We start from the raw sequence: 13,123 nt of genomic DNA, 5'->3' as shown, positions 1-13,123 counted from the left end.
GGTCACATCGGCAAAGACGGTCGGCTGAATGTAGTAGCCGTCCATATCTGCCCGTGCGCCGCCGCAGACAACGCGGGCGCCCTCTTCTTTGCCTTTCTCGATGTAGCCCAGCACGATGTTCATCTGGTTCTCAGTGACCATCGGGCCAAAGCTGGTGGCCTCATCCATCGGATCGCCGATCACGGCGTTGCCGGTGCGCTCGGCCAGACGGGCAAGGAATTTTTCCTTGATGCCTTTCTGCACAAACACCCGGGTGCCGTTGGAGCAGACCTGGCCGGAGGAGTAGAAGTTGCCGTTGATGGCGCCGCCGACGGCGTTTTCCACATCGGCGTCGTCAAAGATGATCAGCGGCGACTTGCCGCCCAGTTCCATGGTGACGTGCTTCATGCCTTCAGCCGCGGCAGCGTAGACCTTCTTGCCGGTCGGCACCGAGCCGGTCAGCGAGACCTTGTCGACGCGCGGGTCAGTGACCAGCGCGCCGCCCACCTCGCCCATGCCCTGGACAACGTTGTAGAGGCCCGCGGGCAGGCCCGCTTCATGCAGGATCTCAGCGACTTTCAGGGCACAGAGCGGGGTAGTTTCCGAAGGTTTGAACACCATCGAGTTGCCGCAAGCCAGCGCCGGGGCGCCTTTCCAGCAGGCGATCTGGGTCGGGTAGTTCCAGGCGCCGATGCCGACGCAGAGGCCCAGCGCCTCGCGCATGGTATAGACCCAGTCTTCGCCCATCGGGATGTGCTCCCCAGTGAGGCTTGCCGCGAGGCCGCCGAAATACTCCAGCGCGTCGGCGCCGGAGGTGGCGTCGGCCACCAGGGTTTCCTGCAGCGGCTTGCCGGTGTCGTAGGTTTCCAGAACGGACAGTTCGTGGTTGCGCTCGCGCATGATGTCGGCAGCACGGCGCAGGATGCGGCCGCGCTCGGTGCCGGTCATCTTGGCCCATGCCTTCTGCGCTTCCTTGGCGGTGGACAGCGCCTGTTCAACGATGGCTGGGGTGGCGGCATAGACGGTGGCGATCTGCTCGCCCGTCGCGGCGTAGATCACCGGGATCGGGGTGCCGCCCGTGTCTTCGACGTAGGCGCCATTGATGAAATGGCTGGCTTTGGGCTGTGCGGGGTGGGTCATAATTTTATGCCTCCGGCGGGGATATTTGGGGCCAGAAGAACTGGCGGGATGCTGATTTCGGGTTATTCGCCCCGGGGGAAGCGTTTGCTTTCCTCGAGGTTGTCGAGATTCATGTGGTTGCGCATGTAGCGCTCGGAGGCCTTTTGCAGCGGCTGGTAGTCCCAGGGGTAGTAGCCGCCCTGGCGCAGCGCCTCGTAGACGACCCAGCGGCGGGCCTGGCTGGCGCGCACTTCTGCGTCGAAGGTCTCAAGATTCCAGCGGGCCTCGGATTTGGCGCGCAGGGTTTGCAGCGTGCCGGCATGGGCCGGGTCATCGGCAAGGTTGGTCAATTCATGCGGGTCGGCCTCCAGATCAAACAACTGATCGGGGTCAAGGCTGCAGCGGTTGTATTTCCACTTGCCGTAGCGGAGCGACACCAATGGCGCATATGAGGCTTCCGCCGCATATTCGATGGCAACCGGATCGGTGCGCTCAGTTCCCGTGGCCAGCGGCACCAGGCTCTGGCCGTCGGTCCAGGGTTCGATCTCGCCCATGTCCACACCGGCCAGCGCACCCAGCGTCGGGGTCACGTCGATGGTGGAGACTGGGGTTTCGATGAGGCCCGCGGGCAGGTCCGGCGCCGAGATCATCAGCGGCACGCGGGAGGAGCCTTCGTAGAAGCTCATCTTGAACCAGAGACCGCGCTCGCCCAGCATGTCGCCGTGGTCGGAGACAAACAGGATGATCGCTTCCTGCCGGGTGGTTTCCAGCACGTTCAGGATCTCGCCGATCTTGTCATCCAGATAGGAGATGTTGGCGAAGTACGCGCGGCGGGAGCGTTTGATGTTCTCTTCGGTGATGTCGAAGCTGCGCCAGTCGTTTGCGTCGAAAATCCGCTTGGCGTGGGGGTCGTGGTCCTCGTAATCCATAGCGGAGACTTCGGGCAGCAGATGTTCGCAGCCCTCATAGAGGTCCCAGTATTTCTTGCGCGCCACATAGGGGTCGTGCGGGTGGGTGAAAGAAACGGTGACACACCAGGGGCGGTCATCCAGACCGCGCGACAGCTCATAAAGCTTGGCGGTGGCGTTGTAGGCGACCTCGTCGTCGTATTCCATCTGGTTGGAAGTTTCCGCCACCCCTGCCCCGGTGACCGAGCCCATGTTGTGGTACCACCAGTCGATCCGCTCGCCCGGCTTACGGTAGTCCGGGGTCCAGCCGAAGTCGGCAGGATAAATGTCGGTGGTCAGGCGGTCTTCGAACCCGTGCAGCTGGTCGGGGCCGACAAAGTGCATCTTGCCCGACAGGCAGGTGTAGTAGCCTGCCCGGCGCAGGTGGTGGGCGTAGGTGGGGATGTCGCTGCGGAACTCGGCGGCGTTGTCATAGACGCCGGTGCGCGAGGGCAGCTGGCCGGACATGAAGGAGGCGCGGCCCGGCGCGCAGAGCGGCGACGCGGTGTAGGCGTTTTTGAAGCGCGAGGAGCGTTCCGCCAGTTTCTTCAGGTTCGGCGCGTGCAGCCAGTCTGCCGGGCCGTCCGGGAAGAGTGTCCCATTCAATTGGTCAACCATCAGGATCAGGATATTCGGGGCACTCATCGCGGACCTCCCAGTTAAGGCGATGTTTCTGCAAAGGCGCCTGGCAGGCCCGAGGGCGCTGCCAGGCAGTTAATGGCTGAACCGACTATTCGGGGAAACAGAAGTCCAGCCGGGAGACCGCCCTTAGTGGGCCGCCTTGATCTTGTCGAAGTCGAGCGTGTTCTCCTCGGGCGAAGCGTCGATGCTCATCACTTCGCTGCGCTTGGCGATCAGGATGTAGCCCAGGCAGGCCACGTAGATGCCGATCACCGCGGTACCGATCCACTGGATCTGCAGCCACTGGCTTTGGAAGGCCAGGGTCAGGCCGAACAGAACCACCGCGTTACCGACCACATAAGGAATGGTGCCAAAGCGCTTTGCGGTGAGGTTGAGGTTGTCGGTGTAGAGGCGGATCAGCGAGTCAAACGAGTTGACCACGAAGATAATGCCCACCGCGACCATGGAGACATTGATCAGCAGCGTCGTTTCGATGCTGTTCAGGTGGTAGTAGTAGAGCACCGAGAACCAGATCCCCAGCGGGATCGACGGGAACACAAGCAGCGCTGCCAGAACCTGCCAGGTGCGCAGGCCGCCGACAAAACGCGAGGTGAACTGGCCGATCATGATCGACCATGCGAACCACCAGAACAGATAGAACTCGTGATAGTCGGTCAGCGGCAGGATGAACTTGTGGATGTTCGCGAAATAGCCGCCGATGTTCGACGCAGTGGCGGCGAATTCACCCAGCCCCATGCCGGCATAGGCCCACATGCCCAGGATCAGCGCCAGGAACAGGCCGGTCGAGCCCACCGACAGAATACGCACGTATTTGATGTCGGTCGAGGAGAAGGCCGCAAACAGGATTACCAGGAAGGTGATCACATAGAAGGCCGGAACCACGGTTTCGCCATCGCCGATGAAGGTCGCGTAATACGGCAGGTAGATCAGGAACAGCGCGCCGGTGAAGGCGCAGGTGCCGATGATCACGATGTTGTTGATCAGCTTCACCAGCGGGATTTCAAAGAACTTCACCCGCGGCTCAACCACGCAGAAGTAGAAGGTGGTCAGGAAGTAGAAGCCCCAGATCAGGAAGCCCCAGAAGCCGAACTCCAGCGCCAGCGGGTTGGTGAAGCCATAGGCCGGTTCCGCCGCGGTGTCCGCATAGAGCGGAAAGTCCCAGGCCAGCGGGAACATGATCAGCCCAACGTCGAGGCCGGAAGTGAACAGGATTGCAATGAAGGTGAAAAGGTGAACGGGTGTGACGCCGACATTTCGGACGTTCCACCACTTGATCACGCAGAACGCCACCAGCGCAAATGCCAGCAGAATCCCGAATGAGATTATGTAGGTCATATGTCCCTCCCATTTGCGGGCGGTTCCCGCCCCAAGACATGGGACGGGTACATAACACAGGAGTCTGATCCGCCAAACGATTTTTTAAACAGCCATTCAAGTTTCAGTTCTGCGATAACAACAGTTGAAACGCCGGCCCAATTGCCGCACAAATTTACCATGAGCAGGAAACGCATCCGGGACATCCGCAACGAAGAACTGATCGAAGCGACCATCGTCGCCGTGCACCAGCGCGGTTACGGCGTTGTAACCATGGCGGAAATCGCCAAGGAAGCGGGCGCCTCGGCGGCCTCGATCAACTACTACTTCGGCTCCAAGGAAGGGCTGATGGAAGCCACTATGCTGCATCTTCTTGGCAAGCTGCGGCAGGCGATGATCGCGGGCTATGCAACCGCACGCACCCCTCGCGAGCGGCTTTATGCGGTGATGGACGCGAACTTTGCCGATGGCCTGTTTACTGTGCCGCAGTGCAGTATCTGGATGCAGTTCTGGGCCAATGCGCCGTATTCGACGCGGCTGAGCCGTCTGCACCGAATCAACCGGTCCCGGGTGCGCAGCCATTTTCTGGCCGAGCTGCGGGCGCTGCTGCCCGCTGAGCAGGTGGAAACAGCTCGCCAGGCGCTGCAGTGCTACATGGACGGTGTTTGGCTGCAAGCGGCGCAGGCCGAAACCGCGCTGAAACCGGATGCAGCCCGCAGCGCAGCACACCGGGTGGTGGATCTGGTCATTCCCTGACCGGTCAGGACCCTTGCCGCCGGCGATAGACCAGCCGGGTGCCGCGCGGCAGATAAATCAGTGTCATCTCGTCACTGGACAGGGCCTTGATCTGGTAGCACAGGCTGGCGCCATGTTCGCTGTCCCACGCCATCAGGAAGTCGCCAACGTAGCCCAGGCCGCGGCAGCTAGACTGCACCGAGAGATATTCCGGTGCCATCACACTGCCGCGGTAAGTGACCTGGCGGATCGCTCCGGTAACGGTGAACTTATCGCTGGGGTCGTCCTGCAGCCGCCATTCCCCCTGCATCTCCTGAAGTATACGGTCGAATTTTCCAGGCTTGCGCAGCGCGGCACTGTGCAGCGCCAATTCGCCGGACGATCCGAAAAAGCTGGTCATCTCGCCCTCGATCATCAGCAGCGCACCCTGCTGCAGCCCCTGCAGAAAGGAAAAGACCGTATCCTCTTTGCGGTCCCTGCCAGAAGCGCCGATTTCCATGCCGTTGCCAACAAACCGGCAGGAGACGGTTTGCTCCGCTCGCATCGGTGTGCAGCCCTGAAACACCACTTGCGCAGAGAACGGTACCCCGCTGCTGCCTGCGTCCGTGGCCCGTGGCTCCTGCCTTACTGAGCGGGAACTGAGCTGGATGCGAGGCGCGGTCTGGCCGGTTCGGGCCTTGGCAAATCCCTTCTCCGCATACCCGCGGCTTCGGCATTCCTTGCTGCCGTCAATGCGGAACCGGCCTGGCGCCGTGCAAAACCGGATGCTGTCATCCCGGAACTGCCGTCCTGGGCTTTCCGCCCGGAAATAGAAAAACTTGCCTTGGTACCCTTTGGGCACCGGATCGGTGCAGGCACCCGGCGGCAACCGGGTCCAGCCCTCGCTGACCCAGCCGCTGTCGGCCCGGGTGCTGACTGCCAGAAGATGCAGCTCACCGGTGTCATTGCAGATACTGGCCCCGGCACTCGCTGCCAAAGGTTCCAGGAGGACCGCCAGCAGCAGCGCAGGCAGCCAAAGGTACAGCGCCATTTGCAGCTCCCTTACACTCCACCAGGGGTACATTACCCCGGAATTGTAACACCCATAAGACGATTAAACGCCAGTTGCGTTACCGGAAGGTGTAAGAGCTCTCTTTTTGATCCTGGCCTCACGCCACGAAATGAAACTGACCGCCGCCAGGATCAGCCCGCCGCCCGAAACCACCCAGATGTCGGCCGGCTCGGCAAAGACCAGGGCGCCCAGCAAGGTCGCCCAGACCAGCTGCAAAAAGGTGACCGGCTGGGTAACGGCCACCGGCGCAGCGGCAAAGGCCAGCGTCATGGTGTAATGACCTGCGGTGGCAAAGCAGGCGACGCCGAACAGGATGGCGGTTTCAGCCAGGGTTGGCGGCACCCAAACGGCCCAGGCGAAAGGTGCCAGGCCAATGGTGACAAAGATGGAAAGCATCGCCACCACCACCGCCGGGCTGTTGCTGCCGACGGTGAACTTGGCGATCAGGTAGGAGGCGCCGAAGGAGACCGCGGTAAACAGCATGGCGATATGGCCGGGCGAGACCTCGCGGAAGCCCGGGCGCAGGATGATCAGCGCGCCGATCAGCGCGACGGCAATAGCGGTGATGCGGCGGAAGGCGAGTTTTTCTCCCAGAAACAGCGCGGCGCCAAGCGTCACATAGACCGGCGAAAGGTAGTTCATTGCCGTGACCTCGGCCAGCGGGATCTGGGTCATGGCATAGAACCACAGGATCACCCCGGCGGTGTGCACTACACCGCGGCCCGCAAACAGCGCCCAAAGCCGCGGGGTCAGGCGTGCCTTGCGCAGGGCACTTGCCATCGGGATCAGGAAAACCAGCCCCAGCAGATAGCGCAGAAACGCACTTTCAGCGGGCGGGATGCGGGTGCCCAAGTGTTTGACCAGCGCCGTCACCGCCACAAAGCAGAGCCCAGTTACCACCATCCAGAACACTCCCTTCAGAGGGTTCTGGGCGGTTTCAGGGGCGTTAGCGATCTGGCTCATGGCGGTGACAGAACACCCGTTCGGGCCTGGGTGCAAGGCTTCACATGTGAATTATTTGCGCCGCTCCGGCAGCGGAATGAACTCCTGATCATCGCCCGGCGGCAGCTGGAAGCGGCCGTGCTGCCAGTCGCCTGCGGCCCAAGCTTCCTTGGCGGCCTCGATCTTGTCGCGCGAGGAGGCCACGAAGTTCCACCAGATATAGCGCGGCCCGTTCAGCGTCGCGCCGCCCAGCGCCATCAGCCGGGCGCCCCCGGGGCCTGCCGTCACGGTGATTTCGTCTCCTGGCCGGAATACCATCATCCGCCCCGTTTCAAAGGTTTCGCCGGCGATCTGCACCGTGCCTTGGGAGACATAGAGCCCCCGGTCCTCGTGATCGGACGGCAGTGGCAGTTTGGCGCCGGGCTGCAGCACAACGTCGGCATAAAAAGTTTCTGAATAAAGAGTTACAGGCGCTTTCTCACCCCAGGCGGAGCCAAGGATCAGGCGCACCTCCTTGCCCTCGCCCTGCAGGAAAGGCAGCGCCTCCTGCCCGTGATGCTCAAAGGCGGCGGGGGTGTCCTCGTGGCTTTCCGGCAGGGCGATCCAGGTCTGGATGCCGAACAGGCTGCTGGGATTCTGCCGGGTCGCGGCAGAGGTGCGCTCGGAATGGGTAACGCCCTCGCCCGCGACCATCCAGTTCACCTCGCCCGGGTAGATCATCTGATGGGTGCCTAAGGAGTCGCGGTGCTCGAACTCACCCTTGTAGAGGTAGGTGACAGTGCCAAGCCCGATATGCGGATGCGGGCGCACGTCGATGCCCTGGCCGGTCAGGAACTCGGCCGGGCCCGCCTGGTCGAAGAAGATGAAGGGGCCGACCATCTGGCGGCGGGGCGCTGGCAGCGCGCGGCGAACCTCAAAGCCGCCGAGGTCGCGGGCGCGCGGGATGATCACGGTCTCGATTGCGTCCAGGCTGCCCGCGTCGGGGCATTGCAGTTCCAGGGCCGGGTTCCAGCTCATCTTTCCCTCCTCTTGGCGGCTATAGAAGGAAAGGTAGGCTGTTTGGGTGCGGGCGTAAGGCCAGCCCGCGCACAGGCGCTGTTCACGGGGCGCGGCGCATCACATCAGCAGCAGCTTGGCGGCAATTGCCCACATGGTGAGGCCGACAATGGCGTCGAGAACCTGCCAGGCGCGCGGCCGGGCAAAGACCGGAGCCAGCAGGCTGGCGCCGTAGCCGAGAGTGAAGAAGAAGGAGAAGCTGGCGATGGTGGCCCCGGCCGCAAAGACCAGCGGCTCGGGGTATTGGGCCGAGATTGAGCCCAAGAGCACTACCGTGTCCAGATAGACATGCGGGTTCAGCCAGGTGAGCGCCAGCACGGTGGCCAGCACCGGCAGCAGGGCCGCCCCTGCCCCTTCCTGCGCGGCCTCCAGGGTTTCGCCGCCTTTCCAGGCGGCACGCAGCGCCCGGGCGCCATACCAGATCAGGAAGGCGGCGCCGCCGAAACGCATAGCTTGCTCGAACCAGGGTAGCGCCAGGGCCAGCGACCCGAAACCCAGCACACCGGCAGTGATCAGCAGCGCGTCGGAGCCTGCGCAGGTGAGGCAGATCCAGAACACATGCTGGCGCCGCAGCCCCTGGCGCAGGACAAAGGCGTTCTGGGCGCCGATCGCCATGATCAGGCTCAGGCCGAGAGCAAATCCGGCGATCAGGCTTGGCGGCAGACTGAGGGGCATTGCGGTCTCCATTGTTGTGCTGGGATTTGACTACTGCCTGCACCGGCTTTAATCCAGTTAAAGAGATTAACTTCAGATTAGAGCTGCTAATGCAAATGGATCCCAGCCAGCTAGCGGCGCTGAGCGCGGTATTGCGGCTTGGCTCATTTGAGGCCGCGGCGCATTCTCTGCGGGTGACGCCCTCGGCCGTGTCCCAGCGGATCAAGGCGCTGGAGGACCGGATCGGCGCGGCGCTGGTGCTGCGGGGGGCGCCCTGCACCGGCACCGCAGCAGGGCTGCGGCTGGCCAAACACGCCGAGGACATCGGCCTGTTGGAAGCGCAGCTGGCGCGCGAGCTGGCCTTGGAAGGCGGACACGGCCCGGTGCGGCTGCGGATTGCGGTCAATGCCGACAGCCTGGCGAGCTGGTTCATCCTGGCGATGGCTGCAGTGGACGGGGTACTGTTTGACCTGGTGGTGGACGATCAGGATCACAGCGCCGAGTGGCTGAAGCGCGGCGAAGTCTCGGCAGCGGTGACTGCCAGCGCACGGCCGGTGACCGGGTTTGACGCCTACCCGCTGGGTGCGCTGGACTATGCGGCGACGGCCAGCCCGGGCTTCATGGCGCGCTGGTTCCCCGACGGGGTAACAGCCGAAGCCGCGGCGCGCGCGCCTTGCATGATCTTCAATGCCAAGGACAATCTGCAGCGCCTGTGGCTGGAGCGGAATGTGGCACCTGGGCTGGCACCGCCTGCGCATTTCCTGCCTTCGACCCAGGCGTTCATTGACGCCGCCGCCGCGGGGCTCGGCTGGGGCATGAACCCGCTGACGATGGTAGCGGAGGATATCCGTTCCGGCCGCCTTGTGCCGCTGATTGCCGGCACAACGCTGGCGGTGCCCCTGACCTGGCAAGTTTCCCGTGTGATGGCTCCGGCCCTTGCAGAGGTGACCCGGGCCGTGCAGACATCGGCCAAGCAGTATTTGACACAAGACCAATAGGATGCCCTGCAGATGTTTGCAAAAGACGCCCTGAGCTACGATCCGCTCCCCCTGCCCGACCGGGCTGGGTATTCCGATGCTGAGATGCAGGAAAGAGCGGCAGAGTTCCTTGCCCATATGCAGCGGCGGCACACGGTGCGGGATTTTACCGATCAGCCGGTGCCGCGGGAGGTGATCGCGGATTGCATCCGGGCGGCCGGCACGGCGCCTTCGGGCGCTAACCACCAGCCCTGGTTCTTTGCCGCCATTTCCAGTCCGGAACTGAAAGCGCGGATCCGGGAAGAGGCAGAAGAGGAAGAGCGCAAGTTCTACGCAGGCGGTGCGGGCGATGAGTGGATCAAGGCGCTGGAGCCGATTGGAACCGATGCGGACAAGCCGCATCTGACCACTGCCCCCTGGCTGATCGTGGTCTTTGCCCAGCGCTGGGGGGAGTTCGAGGACGGCACAAGGTTCAAGAACTACTATGTGCCCGAGAGCGTCAACATCGCCACGGGCGTGCTGCTGACGGCCTTGCATACGGCGGGGCTGTGCACGCTGACACACACGCCGAACCCGATGAAGTTTCTGAATGGCGCGCTGGACCGGCCATCCTCGGAAAAGCCCACCATGATCATTGCGGTTGGCCATCCGGCAGAGAATGCGACGGTGCCGTCGGTGGCCAAGCTGAAGAAACCCCTGGAGGAGATTTGCGCATTTGTAGAGTGACGCTGGCGGCAGGAAGCCGGAGAGTTCGTACTTTCCGGCCAATTTTCCTGCGAGAAAACCGCTCCGCTTCTGACGGACGGCGCGGCTGATGCCGCGGCCGGCCGCTTCCCTGCCCCGCAGCCTGAGCCTTCAGGTACTGCTGCCGCGGGCCGGGGTGCTGCTGGGCTGGCTGGCGCTCAACCAGTGGGCAAGACTGCCGGAGCCGCTGGTGTTTGCTCTGATGGCCGCGGACGGAGGATTTCTGCTGTGGCAGTTCCGCGCCTTTCAACGAAGCGCGGATGCGCATGTGCGCAGCACCGGGGCGATGGCGCCGGTCTGGGGCGGCTACTTGCTGCTGCTGTTTGCCGGGTTTGCCGCCATAACCCTGTGGTGGGATGCGCTGCTGATTGCACGGCAGCCGCAGGAGGCGCCCCGCTATGCCGAGCAGCGGGCACGGGAGCGCGAGGCCCTCTACAGCCTGACGGTGTCTGACGACGGCCGCAGGATTCTGTTTTCCGGCGAAATCACCTTTGGCCTGACCAGCCGGATGCGGCAGCTTGCGGATGATCATCCCGGTCTGGAGACAGTCGTCTTATCCGGCCCCGGCGGGCTGATTGCCGAAGCACGGGGGGCGGCCAAACTGATCCGGGACCGGAACCTGTCCACGCAGGCCACGGGGCTTTGCGCCTCTGCCTGCACGCTGATCTTCATTGCCGGAAGGCGGCGCAGCCTGGACACTGAGGCGCAGCTGGGTTTTCACAGCTATGATTTGCAGATCGAAAGCGGGCTGCCGCAAGTGGATGTCCAAAAGGAGCAGAGCAAGGACCGGGCATTCTTTCTGCAGCAGGGCATCAGCGCAGACTTTGCGGACAAGGTTTTCGGGATACCGCACTCCCGCCTCTGGACTCCGGACAGGCAGGAGCTGCTGACCGGCGGTGTTCTGACGGAATAGCGCAGCCCAGGGCCAGCCGGAATTTCTTGCCGGTTTGTGTCAGGTTCCTTAGCCTTTGAAGCATCAACCGGGGGACAGAACATGAAGCATTTTCTTTTGGCGCCGGCCTTTATGCTGGCTGCGGCGCAGGCACATGCCGGCCTGGAAATCTGCAATAACGCCAGCCACAGCCTAAGTTTAGCCATCGGCTATTCCAGCGAAGGGGATTGGGTTTCGGAAGGCTGGTGGAATATTCCCGCTGGGGTGTGCAAAACCCCGGTCAGCGGCGATTTGAAAAAACGCTATTACTATTACCGGGCCAACGCCTCGGGTGAGGTTTTTGCCAGCGGCGACTACACGTTCTGCACCACATCCGAAGCTTTCACCATTTACGGCGATGCCGATTGCGCAGCGCGCGGTTATGACACCCAGGGGTTCCGCAAGCTGGACACCGGCGAGACCGCCACGCATTTCACGCTGACACTGAACGGCGCCGCTGCCGCCCCTGCTGCGCCGGCCCCGGCAGCTGCAGGCCCCCAACCGCCCGGCACCTATGGCGAACCCTATACTGACAATGTGATCCTGCAGGGCTGTTATTCGGAAGGCATCCGCGAATGCAGCTTTCACGCCAGCGGCACCAAGTTCTTTGTCCGCGATGACGGGCGCACGCCGCAGTTTGTGTTTTCGGTCATGGAAACGCTGGACCCCGGCACGCCTTTGACGGTGGCCGGCGATCTGGAAGCGGTTTATGACCGCACAGCCGATGCGGTCTTGCGCGATGCAACGGTCCGGTCCTGGACTGAGCATGACGGGCTGCTGCATAAGCTGCAGGGGCACTGGTACGCCGAAGACGATCCCAATGCCCAGTTCACTATTCTGGGTGCCGAGCGGGAGAATACCTATGACGGCGCCTATTCCGGGCGCGATTACCTGTCCGTTTCGGAATGGTGCCACGATTTCGAAGGCGGCGGCCCCTACCTCTATGCGCGGGAGGAGGAAACCGGCGAGGACTATTGCTATGTGATTGACTACGTCGACCACCTGGAACTGGTGCTGATGCACCTGCCGCGCGGCAATATCCTGCGCTACCGCAAGCTGGACTGACGCCAAAGGGGCGCTGCCCCTCGGCCTGCGGCCTCACCCCGGGGTATTTGCAGCCAGAAAGAAGCAGATGAAAAAGAAAGGCCCGCCTGAACCGCGGGCCTTTCTGACAAATTGAAACGCAGCGGATCAGAGCTGCGCCATGACCTCGTCGGACGCTTCGAAGTTGGTGGTGACGCGCTGCACGTCATCATCATCCTCCAGCGCATCCACCAGCTTCATCAGCTTCTGCATGCCCTCTAGGTCCAGCTCAGTGGTGGTGCTTGGCTTCCAGACCAGTTTGGTGCTTTCGGACTCGCCCAGTTCAGCTTCCAGCGCGTTGGACACATCGTTCAGGTCGCTGTCGGCGCAGTAGATGATGTGGCCGTCTTCGGAGCTTTCGACATCCTCGGCGCCCGCTTCAATGGCCGCCATCATAACGGTATCCGCATCGCCCACGGAGGCCGGGTAGCTGACTTCGCCCTTGCGGTCGAACATGAAGCCCACGGAGCCGGTCTCGCCCAGGTTGCCGCCATTCTTGGAGAAGGTGGAGCGCACATTGGAGGCGGTGCGGTTCTTGTTGTCGGTCATTGCCTCGACGATCACTGCAACGCCGTTCGGACCATAGCCCTCATAACGGATCTCGTCATAGTTCTCGGCATCGCCGCCCACGGCCTTCTTGATCGCGCGTTCGATCACGTCCTTGGGTACCGACTGCGACTTGGCTTCCTTAACGGCCAGGCGCAGGCGCGGGTTCTTGTCGGGATCGGGGTCGCCCATCTTGGCGGCCACGGTGATCTCCTTGGCCAGCTTGGAAAACAGTTTGGACCGCGCCGCATCCTGACGGCCTTTGCGGTGCTGAATGTTTGCCCATTTTGAATGGCCTGCCATGGTGCATCCTTGCTGCTGAATTTGCGAATTTGCGCCCATATAGCCTTGGCCGGGGGTGGCTTTCAAGCGTCCCTGCCCCGCCATCCCCCTTGTTCCGCGG

General features: G+C 62.7%; 13 protein-coding genes. 5 read left to right on the top strand and 8 right to left on the bottom strand.

What is annotated here, in order from left to right; all coding sequences use genetic code 11:
- The 3 genes from RA19_RS24710 to RA19_RS24700 form a co-directional block, all read right to left on the bottom strand.
- The coding region (locus tag RA19_RS24710) for an aldehyde dehydrogenase family protein (protein WP_039168284.1) at positions 1–1,119 on the bottom strand (1,119 nt) is incomplete at its 3' end.
- Between the two features lie 62 nt (positions 1,120–1,181).
- The gene (gene betC / locus RA19_RS24705; RefSeq protein WP_039168281.1) at positions 1,182–2,690 is read right to left on the bottom strand and encodes a choline-sulfatase; all 1,509 of its coding nucleotides are present in this window, start codon (positions 2,688–2,690) and stop codon (positions 1,182–1,184) included.
- A 123-nt stretch (positions 2,691–2,813) separates the two neighbouring features.
- Positions 2,814–4,022 (bottom strand): choline transporter, encoded by a 1,209-nt coding sequence (locus RA19_RS24700; protein ID WP_039168280.1) that lies wholly within the window; start codon positions 4,020–4,022, stop codon positions 2,814–2,816.
- 159 nt (positions 4,023–4,181) lie between these two features.
- Here RA19_RS24700 and betI point away from each other — a divergent pair, with 159 nt between their 5' ends.
- Complete coding sequence (gene betI, locus RA19_RS24695; protein ID WP_039168277.1) at positions 4,182–4,757, top strand: choline-binding transcriptional repressor BetI; 576 nt, start codon at positions 4,182–4,184, stop codon at positions 4,755–4,757.
- 4 nt (positions 4,758–4,761) lie between these two features.
- Here betI and RA19_RS24690 read toward each other — a convergent pair whose 3' ends face one another.
- From RA19_RS24690 to RA19_RS24675, 4 genes are all read right to left on the bottom strand, one after another.
- Positions 4,762–5,766, bottom strand: a complete 1,005-nt coding sequence (locus RA19_RS24690; RefSeq protein ID WP_039168274.1) for a DUF1036 domain-containing protein — start codon at positions 5,764–5,766, stop codon at positions 4,762–4,764.
- 63 nt (positions 5,767–5,829) lie between these two features.
- The gene (locus RA19_RS24685) at positions 5,830–6,750 is read right to left on the bottom strand and encodes a DMT family transporter (protein WP_052262055.1); all 921 of its coding nucleotides are present in this window, start codon (positions 6,748–6,750) and stop codon (positions 5,830–5,832) included.
- A gap of 51 nt (positions 6,751–6,801) precedes the next feature.
- Positions 6,802–7,746 carry a pirin family protein gene (locus tag RA19_RS24680; RefSeq protein ID WP_039168271.1) on the bottom strand — a complete coding sequence of 315 codons (945 nt, stop codon included), beginning with the start codon at positions 7,744–7,746 and terminating at the stop codon, positions 6,802–6,804.
- Positions 7,747–7,845: 99 nt separating this feature from the next.
- Entirely contained in the window at positions 7,846–8,448 is a 603-nt protein-coding gene (locus RA19_RS24675; RefSeq protein WP_039168300.1) for a LysE/ArgO family amino acid transporter, read from the bottom strand.
- Between the two features lie 101 nt (positions 8,449–8,549).
- Between RA19_RS24675 and RA19_RS24670 the strand changes: the two genes are divergently transcribed.
- The 4 genes from RA19_RS24670 (at position 8,550) to RA19_RS26005 (ending at position 12,156) form a co-directional block, all read left to right on the top strand.
- Positions 8,550–9,437: a LysR family transcriptional regulator ArgP gene (locus RA19_RS24670; RefSeq protein WP_039168269.1), complete on the top strand. Its 888-nt coding sequence runs from the start codon at positions 8,550–8,552 to the stop codon at positions 9,435–9,437.
- Between the two features lie 12 nt (positions 9,438–9,449).
- Positions 9,450–10,142 carry a nitroreductase family protein gene (locus RA19_RS24665; protein WP_039168266.1) on the top strand — a complete coding sequence of 231 codons (693 nt, stop codon included), beginning with the start codon at positions 9,450–9,452 and terminating at the stop codon, positions 10,140–10,142.
- 88 nt (positions 10,143–10,230) lie between these two features.
- Positions 10,231–11,073, top strand: coding sequence for a COG3904 family protein (locus RA19_RS24660; RefSeq protein ID WP_039168264.1), 843 nt, complete (start codon positions 10,231–10,233; stop codon positions 11,071–11,073).
- A gap of 81 nt (positions 11,074–11,154) precedes the next feature.
- Positions 11,155–12,156, top strand: coding sequence for a DUF1036 domain-containing protein (locus tag RA19_RS26005; protein ID WP_052262054.1), 1,002 nt, complete (start codon positions 11,155–11,157; stop codon positions 12,154–12,156).
- A gap of 126 nt (positions 12,157–12,282) precedes the next feature.
- Here the strand turns inward: RA19_RS26005 and RA19_RS24650 are convergent, their stop codons facing one another.
- Positions 12,283–13,023, bottom strand: coding sequence for a YebC/PmpR family DNA-binding transcriptional regulator (locus RA19_RS24650; RefSeq protein WP_039168296.1), 741 nt, complete (start codon positions 13,021–13,023; stop codon positions 12,283–12,285).
- Positions 13,024–13,123: the final 100 nt, after the last annotated feature.

The organism is Leisingera sp. ANG-M1, from assembly GCF_000813745.1.
GTDB lineage: Bacteria > Pseudomonadota > Alphaproteobacteria > Rhodobacterales > Rhodobacteraceae > Leisingera.
Note: the sequence above shows the minus strand (reverse complement) of the source record. Positions and strands in the feature narration are given on the sequence as shown.